Origin of the sequence: Bacillus paralicheniformis (assembly GCF_001042485.2) — a bacterium.
In the GTDB taxonomy this organism is placed as follows: Bacteria; Bacillota; Bacilli; order Bacillales; family Bacillaceae; genus Bacillus; species Bacillus paralicheniformis.
Window position 1 is genome coordinate 1 of record NZ_LBMN02000020.1, and the last position, 23,045, is coordinate 23,045.

At 46.1% G+C, this 23,045-nt stretch carries 20 protein-coding genes, 7 tRNA genes and 1 rRNA gene; 19 read left to right on the top strand and 9 right to left on the bottom strand.

Annotation, left to right across the window (positions count from 1 at the left end):
• Positions 1-46: 46 nt before the first annotated feature.
• The 3 genes from rrf to ACH97_RS14770 all read left to right on the top strand — a co-directional run bounded on the left by rrf (position 47) and on the right by ACH97_RS14770 (position 355).
• Positions 47-162 (top strand): 5S ribosomal RNA (rrf, locus tag ACH97_RS14760).
• Between the two features lie 43 nt (positions 163-205).
• Positions 206-280: transfer RNA gene (locus ACH97_RS14765), tRNA-Asn, on the top strand.
• 2 nt (positions 281-282) lie between these two features.
• Positions 283-355: transfer RNA gene (locus tag ACH97_RS14770), tRNA-Thr, on the top strand.
• 434 nt (positions 356-789) lie between these two features.
• Here the strand turns inward: ACH97_RS14770 and ACH97_RS14775 are convergent.
• On the bottom strand, positions 790-1,959 hold the full coding sequence (locus tag ACH97_RS14775) for a serine hydrolase domain-containing protein (RefSeq protein ID WP_020449907.1): 1,170 nt from the start codon (positions 1,957-1,959) through the stop codon (positions 790-792).
• Positions 1,960-2,134: 175 nt separating this feature from the next.
• On the opposite strand from ACH97_RS14775, the gene ACH97_RS14780 reads away from it, so the two are divergent.
• From ACH97_RS14780 to ACH97_RS14790, 3 genes are all read left to right on the top strand, one after another.
• Positions 2,135-2,356: a hypothetical protein gene (locus ACH97_RS14780; protein WP_020449908.1), complete on the top strand. Its 222-nt coding sequence runs from the start codon at positions 2,135-2,137 to the stop codon at positions 2,354-2,356.
• A 151-nt stretch (positions 2,357-2,507) separates the two neighbouring features.
• Positions 2,508-3,449, top strand: coding sequence for a bile acid:sodium symporter family protein (locus tag ACH97_RS14785; protein WP_095292699.1), 942 nt, complete (start codon positions 2,508-2,510; stop codon positions 3,447-3,449).
• Between the two features lie 34 nt (positions 3,450-3,483).
• Entirely contained in the window at positions 3,484-3,897 is a 414-nt protein-coding gene (locus tag ACH97_RS14790; protein ID WP_020449910.1) for a DUF5391 family protein, read from the top strand.
• Between the two features lie 29 nt (positions 3,898-3,926).
• On the opposite strand, the gene ACH97_RS14795 is transcribed toward ACH97_RS14790, so the two are convergent.
• The 8 genes from ACH97_RS14795 to ACH97_RS14830 form a co-directional block, all read right to left on the bottom strand.
• Positions 3,927-4,796 carry a PhzF family phenazine biosynthesis protein gene (locus tag ACH97_RS14795; protein ID WP_020449911.1) on the bottom strand — a complete coding sequence of 290 codons (870 nt, stop codon included), beginning with the start codon at positions 4,794-4,796 and terminating at the stop codon, positions 3,927-3,929.
• A 118-nt stretch (positions 4,797-4,914) separates the two neighbouring features.
• Entirely contained in the window at positions 4,915-6,144 is a 1,230-nt protein-coding gene (locus ACH97_RS14800; protein ID WP_020449912.1) for an exo-beta-N-acetylmuramidase NamZ family protein, read from the bottom strand.
• A complete protein-coding gene (locus tag ACH97_RS14805) occupies positions 6,144-8,075 on the bottom strand; it encodes a glycoside hydrolase family 3 protein (protein ID WP_043054017.1) in 1,932 nt (643 codons plus the stop codon). The genes ACH97_RS14800 and ACH97_RS14805 overlap by 1 nt, the downstream gene beginning before the upstream one ends.
• Positions 8,076-8,089: 14 nt before the next feature.
• A complete protein-coding gene (gene pbp4b, locus ACH97_RS14810; protein WP_020449914.1) occupies positions 8,090-9,439 on the bottom strand; it encodes a penicillin binding protein PBP4B in 1,350 nt (449 codons plus the stop codon).
• 66 nt (positions 9,440-9,505) lie between these two features.
• Positions 9,506-10,873 carry a PTS transporter subunit EIIC gene (locus ACH97_RS14815; protein ID WP_020449915.1) on the bottom strand — a complete coding sequence of 456 codons (1,368 nt, stop codon included), beginning with the start codon at positions 10,871-10,873 and terminating at the stop codon, positions 9,506-9,508.
• A gap of 16 nt (positions 10,874-10,889) precedes the next feature.
• Entirely contained in the window at positions 10,890-11,747 is an 858-nt protein-coding gene (locus ACH97_RS14820; protein ID WP_020449916.1) for a MurR/RpiR family transcriptional regulator, read from the bottom strand.
• Positions 11,748-11,765: 18 nt separating this feature from the next.
• Positions 11,766-12,683 carry an N-acetylmuramic acid 6-phosphate etherase gene (murQ, locus tag ACH97_RS14825; protein WP_020449917.1) on the bottom strand — a complete coding sequence of 306 codons (918 nt, stop codon included), beginning with the start codon at positions 12,681-12,683 and terminating at the stop codon, positions 11,766-11,768.
• A gap of 174 nt (positions 12,684-12,857) precedes the next feature.
• Positions 12,858-13,310, bottom strand: a complete 453-nt coding sequence (locus ACH97_RS14830; RefSeq protein WP_020449918.1) for a 2-thiouracil desulfurase family protein — start codon at positions 13,308-13,310, stop codon at positions 12,858-12,860.
• 184 nt (positions 13,311-13,494) lie between these two features.
• On the opposite strand from ACH97_RS14830, the gene ACH97_RS14835 reads away from it, so the two are divergent.
• The 13 genes from ACH97_RS14835 to ACH97_RS14895 all read left to right on the top strand — a co-directional run bounded on the left by ACH97_RS14835 (position 13,495) and on the right by ACH97_RS14895 (position 22,925).
• A tRNA-Glu gene (locus ACH97_RS14835) sits at positions 13,495-13,569 on the top strand.
• A 103-nt stretch (positions 13,570-13,672) separates the two neighbouring features.
• Positions 13,673-13,748, top strand: a tRNA-Val gene (locus tag ACH97_RS14840).
• Between the two features lie 59 nt (positions 13,749-13,807).
• Positions 13,808-13,880 (top strand) — tRNA-Thr (locus tag ACH97_RS14845).
• An 8-nt stretch (positions 13,881-13,888) separates the two neighbouring features.
• Positions 13,889-13,973, top strand: a tRNA-Tyr gene (locus ACH97_RS14850).
• A 4-nt stretch (positions 13,974-13,977) separates the two neighbouring features.
• A tRNA-Gln gene (locus ACH97_RS14855) sits at positions 13,978-14,049 on the top strand.
• Between the two features lie 125 nt (positions 14,050-14,174).
• Positions 14,175-15,089, top strand: coding sequence for an arginase (rocF, locus tag ACH97_RS14860; protein ID WP_048350188.1), 915 nt, complete (start codon positions 14,175-14,177; stop codon positions 15,087-15,089).
• Between the two features lie 224 nt (positions 15,090-15,313).
• Positions 15,314-15,877 (top strand): RNA polymerase sigma factor SigW, encoded by a 564-nt coding sequence (sigW, locus tag ACH97_RS14865; RefSeq protein WP_048350189.1) that lies wholly within the window; start codon positions 15,314-15,316, stop codon positions 15,875-15,877.
• Positions 15,878-15,890: 13 nt separating this feature from the next.
• The gene (gene rsiW, locus ACH97_RS14870) at positions 15,891-16,511 is read left to right on the top strand and encodes an anti-sigma-W factor RsiW (protein WP_020449920.1); all 621 of its coding nucleotides are present in this window, start codon (positions 15,891-15,893) and stop codon (positions 16,509-16,511) included.
• 165 nt (positions 16,512-16,676) lie between these two features.
• Positions 16,677-17,498, top strand: coding sequence for a diadenylate cyclase CdaA (gene cdaA / locus ACH97_RS14875; RefSeq protein ID WP_003178443.1), 822 nt, complete (start codon positions 16,677-16,679; stop codon positions 17,496-17,498).
• A complete protein-coding gene (locus ACH97_RS14880) occupies positions 17,491-18,807 on the top strand; it encodes a CdaR family protein (RefSeq protein ID WP_020449921.1) in 1,317 nt (438 codons plus the stop codon). The genes cdaA and ACH97_RS14880 overlap by 8 nt, the downstream gene beginning before the upstream one ends.
• Positions 18,808-18,827: 20 nt before the next feature.
• Complete coding sequence (gene glmM / locus ACH97_RS14885) at positions 18,828-20,174, top strand: phosphoglucosamine mutase (RefSeq protein WP_041817137.1); 1,347 nt, start codon at positions 18,828-18,830, stop codon at positions 20,172-20,174.
• Positions 20,175-20,615: 441 nt separating this feature from the next.
• Complete coding sequence (gene glmS, locus ACH97_RS14890; RefSeq protein ID WP_020449923.1) at positions 20,616-22,418, top strand: glutamine--fructose-6-phosphate transaminase (isomerizing); 1,803 nt, start codon at positions 20,616-20,618, stop codon at positions 22,416-22,418.
• A gap of 183 nt (positions 22,419-22,601) precedes the next feature.
• The gene (locus tag ACH97_RS14895; protein WP_020449924.1) at positions 22,602-22,925 is read left to right on the top strand and encodes a hypothetical protein; all 324 of its coding nucleotides are present in this window, start codon (positions 22,602-22,604) and stop codon (positions 22,923-22,925) included.
• Positions 22,926-23,045 lie beyond the last annotated feature (120 nt).

Sequence of the window (23,045 nt, forward strand, 5' to 3'; positions counted from 1 at the left end):
CACATCCTGTGAGGAACGCCCAGTACCTTCGTCCTGAAGGCAATAGTTTGGTGGCGATAGCGAAGAGGTCACACCCGTTCCCATGCCGAACACGGAAGTTAAGCTCTTCAGCGCCGATGGTAGTTGGGGGCTTCCCCCTGTGAGAGTAGGACGCCGCCAAGCTGTTTATATATCTTTACCCTGCATGAATTGAAGCTTATCTTATTCCGCAGTAGCTCAGTGGTAGAGCTATCGGCTGTTAACCGATCGGTCGCAGGTTCGAATCCTGCCTGCGGAGCCAATGCTTCCATAGCTCAGCAGGTAGAGCACTTCCATGGTAAGGAAGAGGTCAGCGGTTCGAGCCCGCTTGGAAGCTTAAGTGAATACGTTGATATGACAAGGTTTCTCCTATGGTGGAGAAAGCTTTTTTTGTTTTATGATATTTTGCTTTCAACTTATAGAATGTATAAAAGCAGGCTTAATGCCTGCTTTTATTGCTATATCCACTCATATAAAACGTTAATTGTGACTTCTAAAACAAGAAGGAACAACATATAACTCCCGTACTTTAACGTATCAGGTTCATGCTGTTTTGAGTCTTTAAAAGTCCATATAAATAATGCTACAACGCCAATAACGGTCACGATTTTGCTAAGCGTTAATAAAGACATGACAACCTTCCTTTATATTGAAAATTATTTATTATCCATCTTCCATATTTATAATTAAAATCCCTTTTAACCGTAAAAACTTTTTCTGCTATTAAACAAGCTCTCTGACTCGGATGACAGAGAGCTTGTTTAAATATGTTTAAAATCCATTTAAAATAGAGAAGATCCGATTGTTTACACTGCCAAAAGATTTGATGTTGTTTTGGATGTTAGAAAATAGAATGACGTATCTGCTTCCTGTCAGACTGAAGCTGTTTAATATGTTATAGCCGGGCATGACACCGTGACTAGAATAGCTTCCCGGCGACACATAAAAGCCCATACCGTATGTTGCTTTGTTTGGCGTAAACATTTTCATAAAACTTTCATTGGAAATGATTTTTCTTTCGTAAAGTGCTTTATCAAATAAATACATATCATAAGCGGTCATATAAATATCACCAGCCCCATAAAGCTGTGATAAATTCGGCATGTCAGGCGTATAAAGCTCTTTTTGCAGGTTTAATTTATACCCTGTCGACGGATTTGACTCTTTAGCAAATGTTTTATAAAAGCCTGCGTGTTTCATACCGGCAGGTTTAAAAACGTGCTTTTTGATGTATTGATCGACTGGTTCACCGCTTACCATGGAGACAATGTATGCCAGAACCGAGTAATTGGAGTCTCTATAATCCCATTTCCCAGTTGGGTATTTTACGCCTCGTTTTTCGATATCTTTCATTAAATCTTCCGGCGAAATATATCCGTGGCCTTCTTTGTGCCCCCTAATCCCTGATGTGTGTGTCAAGAAATGATAAAGGGTGATCTTTGAGCCGTTTGGAAAGTCAGGAAGATACTTAGAAACGGGGTCATTTACTGATAGCAATCCCTTTTCCTCAAGCTGTAAAATTGCCGTTGCAATAATGGCTTTTTGTGATGACCCAACATAAAAGACGGTGTCCGGTGTATTGGGGACCATTTCCTCGCGGTTTGCATATAAATACCCTTTGCTTGTCACAACGTTTCCGTCTTCTACAATTAATGCTGTGCCGCTGAATCCAATGCTTTTTAAATATTGATCCAATTGAGCATTATCATTTTTTGTGATGATAGGGTTCTTTTTTGTTTCATTTTGATTTGTCTTCTTCTTTGCTTCAGGCTGTTCTTTTTTTTCAGTTGCCTGTAGTTGATTTTCTTGGTGATCTCGCATACCGCTTGGAAGTGCAAGATAAATTACCGCACAAACAAGAAGAAAGGAAAGAATGATGAGCCTTCTTTTTGTTTTCTTCTTTTTTCTTTTCTTTATTCGCGTTCTGTATGTTCTTGCCATGGCGAGTACTCCTTCTTTTATATGTGACGTATTTACTGACGCAATAACCCCTTAAAAAGTTTCTTCAAAATGCTAATATTTTCATACATGGTTTGGGATAATGCCAAAATTTACATTTTGTTTACACTTGAATAAGAACAAATGTTCGTATAAAATAAAGATGTGAGGTGAGACGATGAATAAGCTGTTGTATCGTTCAATGGAAGACGGTTTTCCGGTAGAAATCATTTACATGAAAGAAAGTAGTTTTTCTAAACGGGCGATTCTCGTGAAAGAAATTAAAAACGGTTATGTGAAAGCATTTTGCTTCCAAAAACAGCAGTTCAGAATGTTTAAGATAGAGGCCATTTTAACCGTGTTCCCCTATAAAAAAAGAAGCATAGCTCATTATGCCTAAAAGCTGCTCTTTCATCTTGCTGTCTTCTTTTCTGTATTCCCTTCCTGTTTTGATATTCCATCTTTTGTTATAATGAATGTAAATTCGATTTAAAGAGAGCGGGCGTTTTACATCTATGCTTCAGACGATCAATAAAACACTTGGTAAGATTATGCCTTTACTGACGCCTTTAAGTGTTGTCAGCGGGGTGTTGCTTGCGGATTACTTAAATGGGCTGGCGGGTCTTGTGCCGTGGATTTTTGCGTTTATGACATTTGCCGGCAGCCTTGGGGCAAATTTTCAGTCGCTGAAAACAGCGATGGTTCATCCCTTGCCGATGCTACTCGCTTTATTTGTTTTGCACATATTTATGCCTGTTCTGGCATGGGGCACGGGGCATCTTGTGTTTAGCGGAGATTCATTAACGATTACAGGGCTTACCCTTGGTGTTGTCATTCCGACGGGTATTACGAGTATGATTTGGGCTGCCATGTATAAAGGAAACATCGGCTTAACCCTATCGATTATTTTAGTGGACACGATTCTTTCGCCTTTCATCGTTCCGTTCAGTCTTTCCATCCTGGCCGGGGCGCATGTTGAAATGGATGTAATCGGTATGATGAAAGGTTTAGTCGGAATGATTGTGATTCCTTCTTTGTTAGGAATGCTCGTCAATCAATTTTCAATACCGGAGCGGACAGCGCGTTTAAGCGCAAATTGCGCTCCATTTTCGAAAATCGGGTTAGCCGCCGTGGTGGCGATTAACAGCTCAGTTGTCGCTCCTTACCTGAAAAACGTCGATTTAAAGTTTTTAACGATAGCCGTTACGGTTTTTTTGGTGGCATTTACTGGATACATGACAGCTTGGCTGATCGGTCGGCTGATGAAACGGCCCCAGGAGGAAATCGTGGCTTTAATTTTTACCGGAGGAATGCGGAATATTAGCGCCGGCGCTGTGTTGGCCACCGGATTTTTTCCGCCGCAAGTGGCGGTGCCCGTTGTCATCGGCATGCTGTTTCAGCAGATCCTGGCTGCGCTATATGGGCATTTGCTTGCAAGAAGCGAGCTGAAAAAAACGTATCATTTAGACAAAAAAACGAGTCTGCCCTCATAGTTGGCAGACTCAAACCTTACAGGAGAGAAAAACAATGAAAACCAATAGGGTAAGTGTGATGATTTGGACTTTAATTTCCGCATTTTTGTTTTGTTCTTTATTAGTCACAGCTTCACTTTCTCCGCCCGCTCATTCAGGCCCCCATGCTAATGAGTTTGGCACTTTGGGGATGTGGGCGGCAATCGGAACCGTTTTACTCTTTTATATCCTTCCCCTTGCTGTTTATATGGCCGGGTTTGATGCGATGAAGTTTGTAATGGCTGTTCTTTGCGGAATTGGATTAATCATCACGCTGACCATGATTCCAGTGGTTATGTTGATTGGCGCTTTTGGCGGATATGCTTCTGCTTTATTGGGCGTCGTATGCCTTTGCATTCTGTCAGCGATCGTGAATGTGATTTGGTTAGTCGCCGCTTTTCGCAGGCCGTCAGCGGCTGCTTCTTTCTAATATTTAAAAACCGCTTTCCCGCGTTGTGTTCAAGTTCGCCAAGCTCCTTTTGCGATCAGGTGGACGTTTCCCCCGATGTGAATTTCTATGCTGTTTTCCGTTGTGTGCGCTTCAATATAAAGCAGGGAAGGCCGGTTTATTTCATACCCTTGTTCAGCCCTTATGCTGAGGTCATTTTGATTAAAATAACCGTGATGCAGTAAATATCCTGCGAGATCCCCGATTGCGCTTCCTGTTGCCGGATCTTCGGGAACGCTGAGACAGTCGCAAAAAACTCGTGTATTGATGTGATTTTGTTCATGATAGGTTTCCGTAGAAAAAACGAGCAGACTGGCTTCTGTTTCTTTCATAAAAGCTTCAAACCGATCCTTGTTGATTTTGCATTTTTTAACTGCACTTAGCGAATTTAACGGGGCGATAACTGCTGGCAGACCTGTGGAAACCTCTTGTATCGGGAAATCCAAATCCATATCACATGTGTCGATACCGAGTACTTCTGCCATCATTTCTTTATCAAAAGTTCGATTAAATACAGGCGGATTTTGCTTCATCCAAATGATCTGATCTTCACCTTTGTCAAACGTCACCGGTATTGCGCCTGCTCGAACATTTAAAATGACGCTTGAAGATGGTTCAGTTTCGATTTCATTCTTTATGATAAACGCTGTGCCCAGCGTCGGATGTCCTGCAAACGGAATTTCTTTTTCCGGGGTGAAGATTCGGACATCATACCCGCTGTTTTCCTGTTTCCCTAATATAAATGTTGTTTCGGAAAAATTAATTTCCCTAGCTATTTTTTGCATTTTATCACTTGATAGGTTCTTTTCTGCTTTAAAAACGGCGAGCTGGTTTCCTGTATATTTTGTTTCTGCAAACACGTCCACAAGGTAAAATTCCATCCGATGTCTCTCCCCTTTAAAATGACCTTCCTGCCCTAAAGGCAGTTTTACATATCTTACATGAGATGAGAATCATTGAACAGTCTAAAAAAATAAAGAAGAGCGGATCCCGCTCTTCCTAATAAAGCAAATACTTCTTTCTGATATTCATAAACCGTTTTTGATCTGCTTCGTATTTTTTGACGATTTCATCAATTGAAGCGCCTTGTTCAATCATAGCTTTGACCCATCCATTCCCGATCAGACGGTTGAAATTGCCTGAAGGGAGGAACTCAAAGTCGTCCGGGTAGAGGTCATGGACGGTTTTGATGATCGCGATACCGGTATTTACAGGCTTAAAAGCGGACCTGTTTGTCACGTAAAGCTCCACCCCGTGGCACAGTTTATTTTGATGCTTTGAAAATGTCGGAGTGAACGAGGCGGCTCTGAATCGGACGCCAGGAAGCTTCAGACCGTTTAATTTTTCGGCGAGTTCCGTACTTTTCATGTAGGGCGCACCAATTAATTCAAAAGGCTTTGTCGTGCCCCTTCCTTCTGACATATTGGTTCCTTCAATTAAACCTGTGCCCGGGTAGACGATGCCCGTATCCGGCGTCGGCATGTTCGGGGAAGGCAGGACGAAAGGAAGACCAGTGTCTTCAAAGAACATCTGTCGCTTCCACCCTTTCATTTTGATGATGGTTAAATCGGCGCCGATGTTAAATTCGTCATTAAACAGCTTTGCCAGTTCTCCTGCGGTCATTCCGTGCTTTAAAGGGATGGGATACATTCCGACAAATGAAGAATAATCTGGATCAAGGACAGGTCCTTCAACTTTTAAGCCGCTTTGCGGGTTTGGCCGGTCAAGAACAATGAATGGAATGCCGTTTTCTTTTGCCGCCTCCATCGCATATGCCATTGTGTAAATGTAAGTGTAAAACCGCGTTCCGACATCTTGGATGTCAAATAGCAGGACGTCAACGTTTTTCAACATCTCCGGTGTCGGTTTTCTCGTATCTCCGTAAAGGCTGTAGACGGGGAGACCGGTTTTTTCATCAATATAAGAGTCAACCTTATCGCCGGCTTGAGCGTCTCCCCTTACACCGTGCTCTGGACCATAGAGAGCGGTCAGCTCAATACCGGGGGCTTGGTGAAGCAAATCGATGCTGCTTGTTAATGCTGAATTGACACCGGTTGGATTTGTGATGAGACCGACCCTTTTTCCTTTTAATATGCTTTTCTTGTTCATGATCACTTCAATACCCGGTGAGACCTTTGCTTTCTTTTCTTTGTCCGGAAAGGCCGCTGCTGCGGTTAATGTACTGAAAACAAACATTCCCGCAAGCAGCCAGATCGCTTTTTTTCTCATTATGACCCTCCTTTGTGAAGCGGCTTGCCGTTTTTAATATTCAACCCGTAGCCGAACGGGTAAAGGGTTTCTCCGGGGCGTGTGACCGAAGGAATGTCTACGGGCAATGTTCCTTTAGGCTTTGCCTTTCCGAAGATAACTTCCACTCCGGCCGGAATATTCGGCTGCCTGAAGCCCCCGTTTGCATAGCCTTTAAAGCCGTATACTGCGATCACGGCAGCGGCTTCTTCAAAATTTGCCGTGTCATAAGGGTTTCGTAAGCTCATTAAGACAAATTTTTTCCCGTTTGCCTGAGCGTATTTCATGGCGGCGCGCGGAAAAGCAGTTGCCAACTTGCTTGAGTCTTGAATGCTGTCATCAATGACACCGTCGTTCACAACAGGATCGTTTTTGACTACATATGATCCTGTGATGACATAATCGGCCTCGTCAATTTTCTTTTGAATCTCTTCATCAAACGCTTTTTCTGCAAATCGATATTCGACGACCTTGATGTTTTTATTTATTTTGCTGATGGTTTTGGCGATTGCTGCTGTTTGCTCTTCGTATGGGGCGAGAATGAGGACGGTATCCCCTTTTTTCGGTTTGAATGGCAAGGTGCTTTTTTCATTTTTAAGAATGGTGACGCTTTCTCTTGCCATTTTCCTTTCGGATTTCATGTGTTTGTTGCTGCCGACCGTTTTCAAGGCGTATTTGATTTTTTTCTGAAGCGGTTCGGAGCCGGTGTGATCGATGATACCGCGGTTTATTTTTAATTGAAGGATTCGCTCCACCGACTGATCGATTTGTTCGATAGGGATCTCACCTTTTTTAACGGCTGTCAGAAGAGCTTCGAATACACGCGCTAGATTTTTTTCGGTCTCAAGCGATGTGACTTGTGCGGGCATGAGGGCGATGTCGACTCCTGCTTTGACAGCCATGACGACGGCTTCCTCCTGTCCGAAATTATCAGAAATGGCTTTCATATTTAAAGCGTCTGTTACGACAACGCCCTTAAAGCCGAGGTCTTTGCGGAGAAGGTCTGTCATGACTTTTTTGGAAAGTGTTGCAGGCACCATGATGTCCTCGCCGTCTTTTTTGCTTTTATAGGTTGTATTGTCAAAGGCGGGGAACTGGACATGCGCTGTCATGATCATGTCAATCCCTGCATCGATCGCTTTTTGAAATGGCGCAAGTTCAATGCTTCTCAGCCTTTTTTCATCATGCGGAACAAGCGGCAATCCGTAATGACTGTCAACCGCTGTATCGCCGTGTCCGGGAAAGTGCTTTGCTGTAGCGATCATTTGCTCGTCCTGCAGGCCCTTCATCATCTGGATGCCGAGCTTTGAAGTCAGCTCAGGCTTGGAACTGAAAGAACGAACGCCGATGACCGGGTTGCCGGGATTGTTGTTGACATCAAGTACAGGACTGAAGTTCACGTTGATGCCCAGCGATGCTAATTCTTTTCCGATGATTTTTCCTGATTTGAAGGCATTTTTGCTGCTTCGCGATGCACCGACTGCCATATTCCCGGGCAGGTTTGTGCCTGATTCAAGTCTGGTGACAATCCCGCCTTCCTGATCGATCGTGATAAAGAGCGGAATGTCAGGACTCGCTTTTTGCAAGCCGTCCGTTAACCGTACAGTCTGCTCTGTGCCTGTGACATTTTCAGCAAAAAGAATGACACCGCCGAGCCGGTATTTTTGAATGATTCCCGCGACTTCGTCATTCATTTTTGTTAATCCTTTGGCGTTCGATTCCCCTTTTTTCTTCCAGTTTCTAAAGTCAGGCATCAGCATTTGTCCGATTTTCTCTTCAAGCGACATGCTGCTGACCATTTGTTTGAGGTGTTGTTCCGGCTGCTGTTTCGCTTCTGCTTCGCGAGCGGCGGGCTGCAAAGCGAGAGACGATAACAGCAATGCAATCAACGCGCATTGAAGAAATCTTTTCATATAAGGGTCGCCTCCTATTGGTGATGTAACGCCTCGTAAATAGCTGTAATGACGCTGCCGTACTTTCCGGTTGCAAATGCGTCACCTTCAAATTGATTCGGGTTTTCTTTAGGGTTGATGACAGGAGAGTGCTTTTTATTGGTTAACAACACAATGCCGATTTGATACACGGGATCGATGATAGTGACGGTTCCCGTCCAGCCGGTATGGCCGTATGCCTTGTTGCTGGCGTGCTTGCCGAACATCCACTCCATATCGGTATTGCCGTTAAGCCGCCATCCTAGTCCATATGTGGGATTTGTTTTTGACGGCTCAGTAAATTGTGAAATGACCGAACGGCTGAATAGATGCTGTTTCCCGTAACCCCCGCCGTTCAGCATGACTTGAAGGAGCACTGCTGCGTCGTCAACGGTGGAAAAAAGGCCGGCATGCCCAGAGACGCCTTCCATTGAATAGAACGCTTTTTCATCGTGGACTTCCCCTTGAAGCGTGTAAGTTCTGATATTTGGAAACAAGATGGTGCCATCTCTGGTGTTTCCCTTTCGTTCCGTAGCTGCAAAATGCGGCGGTTTAAAGCCCTTTTGGAGCGGATTAAACAAAGTATGCCGCAACCCGAGAGGCCGGTAAAATTGGTTTTCAACAAAGGTATCTAAACGCTCGTTTGTGACTTTTTCTATGATCAGCCCGAGGAGCATATAGTCGATGTCACTGTAAATTTGTTTTGTGCCGGGTTCATATGACAAGGGGGTTTTGACAAGATATTCAAGCGTTTTGCTCCGTGACTGAGAGTAGAGGTGTCCGGCTGCTTTCGGGTCGTAATAGTTCCAGCTTGCAGGGAAGCCTGCGTGATGGTGGAGCAAATCTATGACGCGGAGCCGGTTTTTTCCCTTTACATCGTCTTCCGGGTGATCATTGAAATCAGAAAGATAATGTGAAATGTTTTTGTTCAAGTCAAGCTTTCCGGTGCTCACTAAATGCTGCAAGGCAAAATTGACGGCATACATTTTTGTATTGGAGGCGAGGTCAAACATCGTGTTTGCTTTCATTTTTTTTGGATGTTTGAGCGTCGAGAGGCCGTTGTATTTCTGCTTGTAGCCGTATGCTTCTTTTTTGACGATTTTTCCGTCTTTTATCAAAATCAAGGCAGCCCCGGGAAAGCCCGCTTTGACATCCTGTTCGATCAGACGGTCCACGACTTTAAGCTTTTCCGAAGAAAAACCGGCTTCTTCAGGTGTTTTCGCCTTCGTTAATACGGGATATGTCAGCTGACCTGTTGTCTCGTTCGCAATTGCAGTCTGTGCTGATGACTGAAGCGGGAAAAAGCATGTCAGCAACAATAGGGACGATGCTGCAGCGCTGATCATAAACTTTTTCAGCTTGCTTCACTCCTTTCTGTCAAAAAATGCATAGTGGGAATTTTAAACAAACGTTTAATCAAATTCAACTGCCATATCGTCTTTAAAACCAAAGAGATATGTTAAGGCAAAGCCGGCAGCATAGGAAATAAACAAACCGAGAATATACAAAAGAACTTGGTGGGTATGGACTAAAAATGACAAAGGAAGACCTGATACGCCTATCGATTCGGTCGCGATTTTGAAATACGCTTGAAAGGCTCCACCTACTCCGGCGCCGAGGCACGCGGTTAAAAACGGACGTCCGAGTGGAAGAGTTACACCGAATATGAGCGGTTCACCGATTCCGAGCAGGCCTGACGGCAGTCCGCCGGCAATGGCTCTTTTGAGCTTTGCTTTTTTTGTTTTGAAATAGATCGCAAAAGCGGCGCCTACTTGACCTGCGCCCCCCATAGCCAGAATCGGCAGCAACGGGTCATCGCCGATTGAATTGATTAATTCCATATGAACGGGTGTCAATCCCTGGTGCAGTCCGGTTACGACGAGCGGAAGGAAGGTGGCCCCCAGTACAAAGCCGGCGATAATGCCGCCGAGATCTAAGATGGCGAGAAGTCCTGACGTAATGGCGTCAGATATCAAGCCGCCGACAGGCATGAAGACAACGTAAGTGACGATTCCTGTGATGAGAAGGGAGACTGTAGGTGTGATGATGATGTCGAGTGAATGAGGTACAAGGCGCCTGACCCGTTTTTCGAGAAAAGCGATAAATGCAGCTGCGAATAAAATACCGATTAAACCGCCGCGTCCCGGCAAAAGCGCTTCACCGAAAAGCGAAATATCACCAACGGCCGGGTTAATGATTAAAATACCGGCTAATCCGCCGAGTGCGGGGGAGCCGCCGAATTCTTTCGCCGTATTGACCCCGACCAGGATGCCCAAATACGTAAATAAACCTGAACCTATTACCGTTAAAATAATGGCGGTTTGTGATGTTTCAGCGAGCCAGCCTGCTTGGATAACGGCTTTGGTGATTCCGGTAATCAAGCCTGAGGCGACCAAAGCGGGGATCAGCGGTATAAAAATGCTTGCGATCCGCCGAAGAAACAATTTAAAAGGCGTAGCGTTTTTCTTGGAAATCTCAGCTTTATGTTTGGCTGCGGATTGTTTTAAGTCAACGTCTTCCGCGGATTGAAGCAACTTCCCGAATTCGTCTGATACGTGCTGTACGACGCCGGTGCCGAGGATAATCTGAAGCGTTTCCTCCTCAACGACGCCAATCACGCCTTCAAGCGCTTTGATTGAGCCGATGTCGGTTTTTTGACTGTTGACAGGCGTGATGCGCAGGCGCGTCATACAATGGGTATAATCCGCGACGTTAGACGGGCCGCCGATGTGTTGTAAAATCAGTTTTGCCAGGCCGGCATATTTTTTCTCATCGCTCATTTTATATCCCCCTTTTTTACAATTCGCTCATTCCCATCATGCGGATGGCCGCTTTTGTTTGATCAATATACTGAATGATGTCCTCGTAGCGCTCCGCGGCTATGCCTAAAAACAGAATGTCAATCATGTAAAGCTGAGTTAAACGAGAGGAGGTGGCGGCGCTGCGAAACGGCGCTTCGTTTGAGCATGACGTATACAGGGCGATATCGCTTAATGAAGAGACAGCAGACTGTCCAAACCGCGTCAGTCCAATGGTTTTAATGCCATGTTTTTTGGCGAGTCTGACTGCATTGGCGATTTCATGCGTTTCTCCTGAATGGGATATGGCAAACAGAACGTCATTCTCGCCGGCATTGGCGATTAATGTCGCGACAAGATGCATATCACTAAAAGCGGTGGCTTTTTTATTGATGCGCAAAAATTTCTGCTGGGCATCTTGTGCGACGATTCCTGAAGCCCCGATCCCGCAAAAATGAACCGTTTCTGCGTTGATCAGTATTTGAATCGCTTTTTGAAGATCTTCGTGGTCAATGTTTTCAAAGGTATCGCGAATCGCCTGAATCGAATTGCTGGTTGTTTTTTGAACGATTGAATGGAGCGGCTCTTGCGGTTCGATATCCCGGTATCCCTGATCAGACGGTTTCATTAAATCGCCGGCGACCCTCATTTTTAAATCTTGAAAGCCTTTCAGCCCCAGAGATTTGCAGAGCCGTATTGCCGCCGCCCCGCTTGTCTTTGCCGAAGAGCTCACCTCTTGAATGGTGCCGTTTACGACCTCGTGTGGGTTTTTCAAAATGTATTCGGCAAGCTTTCGTTCAGATTGCGGCAATCTGTGAAGCATATTCTGAATGATTTCCAATCCTCCTGCAGCCATTGTTTCTTCCTTTCTTCTTTAAACTTGGTCTTCATAAATGGATAGAGCTTTTTCGATATCGCCTTCTGATTTCTCAAGCAGGTTTTCGGAAGCGGCCGCATCTTCGTTTGTTTTCAGCATGATGATGGCGGTTTTGACTTGGTTATGGGATTTTTCTAACGCTAGTGCCGCCGCTTCTTTTGGAACACCTGTGACCGTTTGGATGATGCGAATCGCCCGCTCCTTTAATTTGTCATTGCTTACTTTTACGTCTACCATGAGGTTTTCATAGACTTTTCCCATTTTGATCATGGCCGCCGTTGAGATCATGTTTAAAATCATTTTATGAGCGGTTGCTGCTTTCATTCTCGTCGATCCGGCAATAACTTCAGGGCCGACGACCACTTCTATGCTGTGATCTGACACCTGGCTGATCGCCGAGTTTTCGTTGCATGTCAGTGAGACGGTCTTGGCGCCACTTTCCCTGGCATACTTCAAAGCGCCGAGAACGTATGGAGTCCGACCACTGGCGGCGATTCCGATTACGGTATCATTGTTTGAGAGGTTAACGGCTGATAAATCCCGTCTGCCGAATGCCTCGTGATCTTCAGCGCCTTCGACGGCTTTGTACAGAGCTTTTTCTCCTCCTGCAATGATGCCAATGACCGACTCGGGAGATATGCTGAACGTCGGCGGGCATTCAGCTGCATCGAGTACGCCGAGTCTCCCGCTTGTACCGGCACCGATGTAGATGATCCGTCCCCCTTTCTTTAACGACCCGACGGCGAAGTCAACGGCGGTCTTAACTTCTGGTAAGACTTCTTGTACAGCTTCGGCCACAGTTTTGTCTTCATCATTGATGATTTTCAAAATATCAATCGTCTTTGCCTGGTGAATGCGCCTGGATCTTTCATTCCGGCGTTCGGTCGTTAATGAACCTAAATGGCTGTTTTCCATCGACAACTCCTCCTGATGATGAAGTGCATATATTTCTTAATTTTCAGTATATTAAGGGTGGAATATTATTTCAATAACAAAAGGTAAATATTAAAATTTTATTTCAATGAAGTTCTAAACAACGGATTGCCGACATAAAATAAAGCGCAGATGAACTGCGCTTATGTTCAGGTATTACAGCTCGTCTATTTGGTGTTCGGAAATCACGCGGAAGCCTTCTTTTTTCAGAAGCGCCGCCGTAACGCCGTTGCCGGCTATTTTTTGGCTTGAGAAACTTCCATCGTATATATGGCCGCTACCGCAAGACGGGCTGTTTTCCTTCAACACGATCGTATCAGCCTTGATTTGCCTTGCCATCTCCAATGTTAGATAAGCTCCTTTTATATACAGGCCTGTTACGTCTTTTCCGGATTGTGTCTTGATCACCGCCCTGCCGTCTAAAACGTCTTCTCCCGACCCGCCTATAATTTCGGCCGGTTCCCTTGGCGTTTGAAATCCGCCGAGCAGCTCGGGACAAGCAATCACCGCTTTTTTTTCTTCAACAAGCTTATTGATTTTCCCCACATAGCTGTGCGATCCGTTATAGCGGCATTCCACCCCGGCCAGACATGAACTTACCAGTATCATTTTTCGCGTCCCCTCTCTTGCACATCAGATAGCCCTATTTTAAACAAAATTTCTGCGTTTTTCTCAATGTTTATGAATAAAAAATTTGAAAATAAAAATTTTAATTTACCCCTTTACAAATGGGGAGGAACCTGTATATAATAACTTTTGTCAGCTTTACGAGAGCTGCTTGAAACACGATGATGGCCCGTTGGTCAAGTGGTTAAGACACCGCCCTTTCACGGCGGTAACACGGGTTCGAATCCCGTACGGGTCACCATTCTTTTTTGGACAGCACGCTGCGAATGCCGGAATTTTTAAAAGGAAGGCATGCTAAGGTCGCAACGTCCTGTTGCAACGCGCACTTGTACGTCCTGTACTGCGGAGGATTAGCTCAGCTGGGAGAGCATCTGCCTTACAAGCAGAGGGTCGGCGGTTCGATCCCGTCATCCTCCACCATTTTTTCGGATCGGTTTTTGTCACAACCGCGCCGGTAACTGCATAAGATACCGTATCATGCCGGTCTAGCTCAATTGGTAGAGCAACTGACTTGTAATCAGTAGGTTGGGGGTTCAAGTCCTCTGGCCGGCACTGTTTTTGGAGGGGTAGCGAAGTGGCTAAACGCGGCGGACTGTAAATCCGCTCCCTCAGGGTTCGGCGGTTCGAATCCGTCCCCCTCCACCATTTTTGGGCTATAGCCAAGCGGTAAGGCAACGGACTTTGACTCCGTCATGCGCTGGTTCGAATCCAGCTAGCCCAGTTTTTGGACATCCTGTTTGGATGTCCTTTTTATTTTGTCTTTTTTGTATAACTATTCAAAAAAATGTCTTGTTGAGTCAATTCTGAATTGGAAGGTACAATGAAGGTCTGAAAGGGGGATATCATATGTTAAAACAGCAGATTTCTATGATCGGCGTACCGATGGATCTCGGTCAGCTGAGGCGGGGAGTTGATATGGGACCGAGCGCGATTCGCTGTGCCGGTGTTAATGAAAGGTTAGAAAGCCTTTGTCAGGATATTGAAGACCTCGGCGATATGACGATCGGGCAAAGAGAGGATGAGAAAGAAGGCGGGGAGCCGGCAGCTGAAGAGCTGAGAAACTTGAAAGCGATTACAAAGGCAAGTGCAAAACTTGCTGAGACCGTTGATAAGATCATGGCTTCAGGTGCTTTTCCGCTCGTGCTGGGCGGTGACCACAGCATTGCGATCGGAACGCTTGCCGGCCTTGTGAAGCATTATCAAAACCTGGGTGTGATCTGGTATGATGCCCATGCTGATTTAAATACGAAAGAAACGTCTCCTTCAGGCAATATTCACGGCATGCCGCTCGCCATCAGCCTGGGGATCGGCCATGAAGGGCTGACAGGCATCTATGGAAAAGAAACGAAAATTAAAGCGGAGAACATCGTCATCATTGGTGCGAGGTCACTTGATGACGGGGAAAAAGAATTGATTCGCGACAAAGGGATCAAAGTGTATACAATGCATGAAATCGACCGCCTCGGCATGACGAGGGTGATGGAAGAAACGATAGACTATTTGCGCGGCAGAACGGACGGTGTCCATCTGTCACTCGATTTAGACGCGCTTGATCCGAACGATGCGCCGGGTGTCGGAACCCCGGTAGCGGGAGGCATCAGTTACAGGGAAAGCCACCTGGCGATGGAAATGCTGGAGGAATCGAAGCTGATTACTTCCGCTGAGTTTGTCGAAGTCAACCCGATATTGGATGAGAAAAACAGGACGGCGGAAGCGGCTGTCGCCTTAATGGGGTCGCTGTTTGGCGAAAAGCTGCTATAAATACGGTTGAAGAGCGGCCTCTGGCTGCTTTTTTTTATGAAGAAGTCTCAACTTCATAATATTTAGGTTGTATAATAATTTTAAGCTAATATTAAGCGCATGATCCCTGTCAAAGCATCTACACCCTGCCAAAAATTTGATAAACTATTTTTATGAATTTAATGAAACCTTATAAAAATCAATTCGTATACATAAAGACCGGTGAAGGCAGAGGTTAGATAAATATGGAAACAATGATTAAAAAAAGAATCAAACAGGTGAAAAAAGGCGATCGTAACGCATTTGCAGACATTATGGATATTTACAAAGACAAAATTTATCAGCTTTGCTACCGTATGCTCGGCAATGCGCATGAGGCGGAAGATATTGCGCAGGAAGCGTTTATCAGAGCATACGTGAATATCGACAGTTTTGATATCAACCGGAAATTTTCCACATGGCTTTATCGAATCGCAACCAATTTGACCATCGATCGTATCCGTAAAAAAAAGCCGGACTATTACTTGGATGCAGAGGTGGCGGGGACTGAAGGACTGACGATGTATTCCCAGGTTGCGGCGGATGTTGCGCTTCCAGAGGATGAAGTGGTTTCTTTGGAGCTGCACAGCACCATCCAGGAAAAAATCTTAAGGCTTCCCGATAAATACAGGACGGTCATCGTATTAAAGTACATTGATGAGCTCTCACTCATTGAGATCAGTGAAATCCTTAATATTCCCGTAGGTACGGTAAAAACGAGGATACACAGGGGCAGAGAGGCTCTCAGAAAACAATTAAGGGATCTTTAAGTGGGGTGATGAAATGAGCTGTCCGGAGGATATTGTTCAGCTTATGCATAAATACCTTGACGGAGACATACTACCGGAAGATGAATCGCAATTAAAAGAGCACCTCCAATCATGTGAAGGCTGCAAAAAGCACCTTCATGAAATGGAAAAATCCATCGCTCTTGTCCAGAGCACGTCGCATCTTACAGCTCCGGCGAACTTTACAGCCGATGTGCTGGCGAACCTGCCGAAGGAAAAGCGGACGGCATCGATCAACAGGTGGCTTAAAGCCCATCCGTTTTTAGTGGCGGCAGCTTTATTTACAATTTTGATGGGCGGCAGCTTTTTCTCCAGCTGGAAAAACGATCAGGATTTCAGCGTATCCAGCCAGCCCAATCTCGTAGTAAAAAACAACACGGTCATCGTACCTGAAGGCGAAGTTGTCAAAGGCGATGTGACCGTGAAAAACGGAAAGCTGATTATAGAGGGCAAAGTCGACGGCGATGTCACGATTGTTAATGGCGAAAAATATACGGCTTCAGCAGGACAAGTCACCGGTCAGATCCATGAGATCAACGAGATGTTCGACTGGATGTGGTATAAGATCAAATCGACCGGAAAATCGGTTTTGGGCATGAAGGAGTCTAAAGAATAGAGCAAAGCGGGCGAATGAGCTTTGCTCTTTTTTTATGAGGGGCCGCCATTTCACTTGGAAAATCAATTTGTGCTATAATAGCCTCTGTATATGTAAAAATAATAGATCATACCATTTTGAAACATATTAACCTTACTAATGACTGAATTCTTGGAGGACGAGGAAATGGCTTTTGAGGATATCCCTTTCTTGCAGTACCTCGGCGATGCCGTTGATATTCTCCTTGTTTGGTACGTAATATATAAATTAATGATGGTCATCCGCGGGACAAAGGCGGTTCAGCTTTTAAAGGGAATCGTGGTCATTGTTCTCGTCAGGCTGGCCAGTCAATATTTAGGATTAAGCACCCTGCAGTGGCTGGTTGACCAGGCGATCACATGGGGGTTCCTGGCGATCATTATTATCTTCCAGCCTGAATTGAGGAGAGCGCTGGAACAGCTGGGGCGGGGGCGCTTTTTTTCGAGGAGCGGAACACCTGAGGAAGAGCAGCAGCAGAAAACGATTGATGCAATTACAAAAGCGATTAAATATATGGCGAAACGCCGGATTGGCGCGCTTCTGACGATTGAACGGGAGACGGGAATGGGCGATTACATAGAAACGGGGATCCCTTTAAATGCAAAGGTCAGCTCCGAGCTATTGATCAACATCTTTATTCCGAATACACCGCTTCATGACGGCGCCGTAATTATGAAAAATGATGAGGTTGCTGCAGCCGCCTGCTACCTTCCGCTTTCTGAAAGCCCTTTTATTTCAAAAGAGCTTGGGACGAGGCACAGAGCAGCAGTGGGAATCAGTGAAGTGACCGACAGTCTGACGGTTGTCGTATCCGAAGAAACGGGCGGCATCAGCGTCGCCAAAAACGGAGACCTTCACCGTGATTTATCGGAAGAGGCATTGAAAAACATGCTTGAAGCGGAATTCAAGAAAAATTCGCGAGAAACTTCCTCAAATCGCTGGTATTGGAGGGCGAAGAAAAATGGATAAGTTCTTAAACAATCCCTGGGCTGTCAAAGTAGTCGCATTATTATTCGCGTTTCTTCTTTACTTTGCGGTCCACAGCGCTCAAGCGCCGACTCCGAAGAAACCAGGTGAATCGTTTTTCCCGACATCGACGACAGACGAAGCGACGCTCACCGATATACCGGTCAAATCGTTTTATGATGATGAAAACTACGTCGTAACAGGCGTGCCGCAGACGGTGAATGTCACGATTAAAGGCCCGACAGGAACCGTCAAGAAGGTCAGACAAGTGAAGGATTTTGAGATTTATGCCGATATGCAGCATCTGAAAACAGGCAGGCACAAAGTCGAGCTGAAGGCCAGAAATGTTGCCGAAGGCCTCACTCTGACCATCAATCCATCGGTGACAACCGTGACCATCGAAGAAAAAACGACGAAGGAATTCCCGGTCGAGGTTGATTTTTATAATAAAAACAAAATGAAAGACGGCTACACGCCGGAGCTGCCGATTATCAACCCGAAAAACGTCAGCGTCACCGGCTCAAAAGCCGTGATCGACAGAATCCAAAACATCAAGGCGACGATCAATTTAGAGGGCGTCGACCAGACGGTTGAAAAAGAAGCCAAGCTAACAGTGTACGACAGGGACGGAAATGTTCTTCCGGTTGAAGTCAGTCCATCCGTCGTTAAAATCACCGTTCCCGTGACAAGCCCCAGCAAAAAGATTCCCGTCAAAGTTGACCGGAAAGGGAGCCTTCCGGACGGTATCAGCATTTCCAGCCTTGATATCAGTCCGGGAGAAGTAACCGTCTACGGGCCGCAAAATGTTCTTGATTCGTTAGAATTTGTCGAGGCCGATGAGGTTGATTTAAGTAAAATGAAAGATGACACTGAGTTGGAAGCCAACATTAAAGTGCCGGACGGCGCTAAAAAAGTGTCACCCGAAAAAGTGAAAATCAAGGTGAAAGTTGACAAGGAAGAAGAGAAAAAACTGAAGAACGTTTCAATTAAAACCGCGGGGCTGAATGACAGCCGGGATCTTGAATTTCTCGATCCGAAGTCAGGCAAGCTGGATATCACGGCAAAGGGCTCGACAGCCGCGATCGAAAAACTCCAGCCTTCCGACGTCGAGCTCTATGTCAATGTGGCGGATCTCGATGACGGCGAGCATAACGTGAAGCTGGAAGTAAACGGACCGCAGAACATGACATGGTCGCTGCCGCGGCAGAGCATTCGAGTGAAAATCTCATCTCAAACAACCCAAAACGAAAAAAATAATGGTCAGGATGAAGAAGAAGAGAATCATTCTGAAAAGGATTCACAACCTTCATGAATCAAAAAGGAGCGATATTAATGGGCAAGTATTTTGGTACAGACGGTGTAAGAGGCGTAGCAAACAGTGAACTTACACCCGAGCTGGCCTTTAAAGTCGGACGCTTTGGCGGATATGTCCTAACAAAAGATAAGGAGCGCCCCAAGGTGCTGATCGGCCGTGATACGCGCATTTCCGGGCATATGCTGGAAGGTGCCCTTGTTGCAGGCCTTCTTTCGATAGGAGCAGAAGTCATGCGTCTCGGCGTGATTTCGACGCCCGGCGTCGCATATTTGACGAAGGCTATGGACGCGGAAGCGGGGGTGATGATTTCAGCTTCCCACAACCCTGTCGAGGACAACGGAATTAAGTTTTTCGGCGGCGACGGATTTAAGCTTTCCGATGAGCAGGAGCTTGAAATCGAGCGTCTGATGGATCAGCCTGAAGATCACCTGCCAAGGCCTGTAGGCGCTGATCTGGGTATGGTGAACGACTACTTTGAAGGCGGACAGAAATATTTGCAGTTTCTTAAGCAGTCTGCTGATGAAGACTTCACAGGTATCCATGTCGCGCTTGACTGTGCGCACGGGGCGACATCTTCGCTGGCGACCCACCTGTTTGCTGATCTTGACGCAGATGTATCGACGATGGGGACTTCTCCGAATGGATTAAACATCAATGATGGAGTCGGCTCGACCCACCCTGAAGCCCTGGCCGAATTTGTGAAAGAAAAGGGAGCTGACGTCGGCATGGCGTTTGACGGGGATGGCGACCGCTTAATCGCTGTCGACGAAAAGGGGAATATCGTAGACGGCGATCAAATCATGTACATATGCGCGAAGTACTTGAAGAGCGAGGGGCGCCTGGCGGACAATACAGTTGTCTCTACGGTGATGAGCAACCTCGGCTTTTACAAAGCGCTTGAAGCGGAAGGCATTAAAAGCGTTCAGACAGCGGTCGGCGACCGCTATGTAGTGGAAGCGATGAAAAAGGACGGGTTTACTTTCGGCGGAGAACAGTCGGGACACCTGATTTTCCTTGATTACAATACAACAGGCGACGGCCTGCTTTCTGCGATCATGCTGATGAACACGATCAAAATGACAGGCAAGCCTTTGTCAGAGCTTGCGGCAGAGATGCAGAAGTTTCCGCAGCTCCTCTTGAACGTGAAAGTAACCGATAAACATAAAGTGACGGAGAACGAAAAGGTAAAAGCGGTCATCGAAGAAGTCGAAAAGGAAATGAACGGTGACGGCCGCATCCTTGTGCGCCCGTCCGGCACCGAGCCGCTTGTCCGTGTCATGGCTGAGGCGAAAACGAAGGAGCTTTGCGAGAAATACGTAGGCCGCATTGCAGATGTCGTGAAAGCTGAAATGGGAGCGGAGTGATTTTCCGCAGAAGACTGACGAACGAGACATGCTGATTTGACATAAGATAAAGGGAACCGTTCAATCTTGGAAAAAATGTGAACCATTTTGAAAAATGTTTGACGGTTCCTTTAGCGTATAGTAAAATCAGCTTGTCTTGTTTAATTTAAAAGGAAAGGCAAGGCAGAAACATTTTTTATAGTTATAGCGCCCGGACTAAGCGTACGGATGAAACAGCTTAGTTGACGAGGATGGAGGTTTATCGAATTTTCGGCGGATGCCTCCCGGCTGACCACAAGATCACAGCCGCAAGGATTTCCTCAAACCAAAGAGGCGACTCTTTGAACAAAGGGAAATCGCATGATCTTTCATAAAAAACATGTAGGAGGGGACGAAGAATGTCCCCGCCTGATAAGCAGACTTTCTTCGTCTCCTGCCTGCGACTTTAGGAGGAAGAAAATTATGTGTGGTATTGTAGGTTATATTGGCCAGCTTGATGCAAAGGAAATTTTACTTAAAGGTTTGGAAAAGCTGGAGTATCGCGGCTACGATTCAGCTGGAATCGCTGTAGCGAACGAAGACGGCGTACACGTGTTTAAAGAAAAAGGACGGATCGCCGATCTTCGCTTAGCCGTTGATGCAAACGTGAAGTCACAAGCGGGAATCGGACACACACGCTGGGCGACTCACGGGGAACCGAGCCGTCTAAACGCTCACCCGCATCAAAGCGCATCAGGCCGATTTACACTTGTTCATAACGGCGTCATCGAAAACTATGTTCAGCTGACGCGCGAATATTTACAAGATGTAACCCTTAAAAGTGATACGGATACAGAGGTTGTCGTTCAAGTGATCGAGCAATTCGTCAATAACGGTCTTGACACTGAAGAAGCGTTCCGCCAAACGCTCATGCTGCTCAAAGGCTCTTATGCGATTGCATTATTCGATCATGAAAACAAAGAAACAATCTATGTTGCGAAAAATAAAAGCCCGCTTCTTGTCGGCCTTGGAGACCATTTCAATGTGATCGCGTCAGACGCGATGGCGATGCTTCAAGTGACAAACGAATACGTGGAGCTTATGGATAAAGAAATGGTGATTGTCACAGACAAAAAAGTCGTGATCAAAAACCTTGACGGAGAATTGATGTCACGTGCCTCATATATTGCAGAGCTTGATGCGAGCGATATCGAAAAAGGCACATACCCTCACTACATGTTAAAAGAAATCGATGAACAGCCGCTTGTCATGCGGAAAATCATTCAGACGTACCAAGATGAAAACGGCAAGCTTTCCATTCCTGGAGACATTGCAAATGCTGTTGCAGAGGCGGACCGCGTCTATATCATTGCCTGCGGAACGAGCTACCATGCCGGTCTTGTCGGCAAGCAATTTATCGAGACATGGGCGAAAGTTCCGGCTGAAGTCCATGTCGCAAGCGAATTCTCTTACAATATGCCGCTGCTTTCTGAGAAGCCGCTGTTTATCTTTATTTCTCAAAGCGGAGAAACGGCTGACAGCCGCGCGGTTCTCGTACAGGTGAAAAAGCTCGGACACAAAGCGCTGACATTGACCAATGTACCGGGATCTACGCTTTCCCGTGAAGCGGACTACACGCTTTTACTGAATGCCGGCCCGGAAATCGCGGTAGCGTCAACAAAAGCATATACGGCGCAAATCGCAGTTCTCGCTATTTTGGCAGCTGTGACTGCGGAAAGCCGCGGAAAAGCACTCGGCTTTGATCTTGTCAAAGAGCTCGGCATCATCGGAAACGCGATGGAAGCCCTTTGCGACCAAAAAGACGAAATGGAAATGATCGCGCGCGAATACTTGACCGTAACACGCAATGCTTTCTTCATCGGCCGCGGTCTCGACTATTTCGTCTGCCTCGAAGGATCCCTGAAGCTGAAAGAGATTTCTTACATTCAAGCTGAAGGCTTCGCCGGCGGCGAATTGAAGCACGGTACAATTGCATTGATCGAAGACGGCACACCGGTCATCGCCCTTGCGACACAGGAGCACGTCAACTTAAGCATCCGCGGAAACGTCAAAGAAGTGACAGCCCGCGGCGCCAACCCTTGCGTGATCTCCCTGAAAGGCCTGGAAGAAGCAGACGACCGCTTTGTCCTGCCTGAAGTGCATCCGGAGCTTGCGCCGCTCGTCTCCGTCATCCCGCTGCAGCTGATCGCATACTACGCAGCGCTGCACCGCGGCTGTGACGTTGATAAGCCACGGAACTTGGCGAAGAGTGTGACGGTGGAGTAGGAGTCGTTTGAAATAAAAATTTGTACCCCTCTTGGATTGGATGATCTGGAGGGGTACTTTTATGTTTACTAAGTCTGATCTAGAAGAAAACAAAAAAGGCGCGGTGTTCAAGCGAAGCCCGTTCGCCAGCGAGCTCGCGGATGCTCCTACATAATAACTTTATTACTTTGAGGATGTGTAACCATGAACAACGAGACGTACGTTGAAGTCAACAGAACATCGCAGTTGATGAATAAAATGAGAAAATTCTCAGTGCTGATTGATGGTGTTGAGGCTGGGAAAATCAAAGATGGCGGGAGGCTGCGAATTGATTTGGAGCCTGGCGAACTTGAGATCCAAGTGAAAATTGATTGGTGTGTAAGCCAAGCTTTGAGGTTTACTTTAGATGAAGGAGAAGTGTTAAAGTTTAGATGCGGAAGTCCGGTTCGTGGGTGGAAGATGTTCTTCGGACTTTTTTATGTATTGGCCGATCCAGAGAAATACTCGTTTATTGAGCTGGAAGAATAGGCGGTTGAAAGATGGCCTTGGTCTTCATCATCCCCATCAAACGCTGCACCGTAACAACCTGACTAGGAGTGTGACGGTGCAGTTTTTTATCCGAAGATGAAGATGAACATGAAGCGGTGT

What these genes read in the sequence shown, in the direction of transcription:
- ACH97_RS14775 (WP_020449907.1), bottom strand. Translation starts at nt 1,959, where the DNA reads ATGGCAAGAACATACAGAACGCGAATAAAGAAAAGAAAAAAGAAGAAA.
- ACH97_RS14780 (WP_020449908.1), top strand. Translation starts at nt 2,135, where the DNA reads ATGAATAAGCTGTTGTATCGTTCAATGGAAGACGGTTTTCCGGTAGAA.
- ACH97_RS14785 (WP_095292699.1), top strand. Translation starts at nt 2,508, where the DNA reads ATGCCTTTACTGACGCCTTTAAGTGTTGTCAGCGGGGTGTTGCTTGCG.
- ACH97_RS14790 (WP_020449910.1), top strand. Translation starts at nt 3,484, where the DNA reads ATGAAAACCAATAGGGTAAGTGTGATGATTTGGACTTTAATTTCCGCA.
- ACH97_RS14795 (WP_020449911.1), bottom strand. Translation starts at nt 4,796, where the DNA reads ATGGAATTTTACCTTGTGGACGTGTTTGCAGAAACAAAATATACAGGA.
- ACH97_RS14800 (WP_020449912.1), bottom strand. Translation starts at nt 6,144, where the DNA reads ATGAGAAAAAAAGCGATCTGGCTGCTTGCGGGAATGTTTGTTTTCAGT.
- ACH97_RS14805 (WP_043054017.1), bottom strand. Translation starts at nt 8,075, where the DNA reads ATGAAAAGATTTCTTCAATGCGCGTTGATTGCATTGCTGTTATCGTCT.
- pbp4b (WP_020449914.1), bottom strand. Translation starts at nt 9,439, where the DNA reads ATGATCAGCGCTGCAGCATCGTCCCTATTGTTGCTGACATGCTTTTTC.
- ACH97_RS14815 (WP_020449915.1), bottom strand. Translation starts at nt 10,873, where the DNA reads ATGAGCGATGAGAAAAAATATGCCGGCCTGGCAAAACTGATTTTACAA.
- ACH97_RS14820 (WP_020449916.1), bottom strand. Translation starts at nt 11,747, where the DNA reads ATGGCTGCAGGAGGATTGGAAATCATTCAGAATATGCTTCACAGATTG.
- murQ (WP_020449917.1), bottom strand. Translation starts at nt 12,683, where the DNA reads ATGGAAAACAGCCATTTAGGTTCATTAACGACCGAACGCCGGAATGAA.
- ACH97_RS14830 (WP_020449918.1), bottom strand. Translation starts at nt 13,310, where the DNA reads ATGATACTGGTAAGTTCATGTCTGGCCGGGGTGGAATGCCGCTATAAC.
- rocF (WP_048350188.1), top strand. Translation starts at nt 14,175, where the DNA reads ATGTTAAAACAGCAGATTTCTATGATCGGCGTACCGATGGATCTCGGT.
- sigW (WP_048350189.1), top strand. Translation starts at nt 15,314, where the DNA reads ATGGAAACAATGATTAAAAAAAGAATCAAACAGGTGAAAAAAGGCGAT.
- rsiW (WP_020449920.1), top strand. Translation starts at nt 15,891, where the DNA reads ATGAGCTGTCCGGAGGATATTGTTCAGCTTATGCATAAATACCTTGAC.
- cdaA (WP_003178443.1), top strand. Translation starts at nt 16,677, where the DNA reads ATGGCTTTTGAGGATATCCCTTTCTTGCAGTACCTCGGCGATGCCGTT.
- ACH97_RS14880 (WP_020449921.1), top strand. Translation starts at nt 17,491, where the DNA reads ATGGATAAGTTCTTAAACAATCCCTGGGCTGTCAAAGTAGTCGCATTA.
- glmM (WP_041817137.1), top strand. Translation starts at nt 18,828, where the DNA reads ATGGGCAAGTATTTTGGTACAGACGGTGTAAGAGGCGTAGCAAACAGT.
- glmS (WP_020449923.1), top strand. Translation starts at nt 20,616, where the DNA reads ATGTGTGGTATTGTAGGTTATATTGGCCAGCTTGATGCAAAGGAAATT.
- ACH97_RS14895 (WP_020449924.1), top strand. Translation starts at nt 22,602, where the DNA reads ATGAACAACGAGACGTACGTTGAAGTCAACAGAACATCGCAGTTGATG.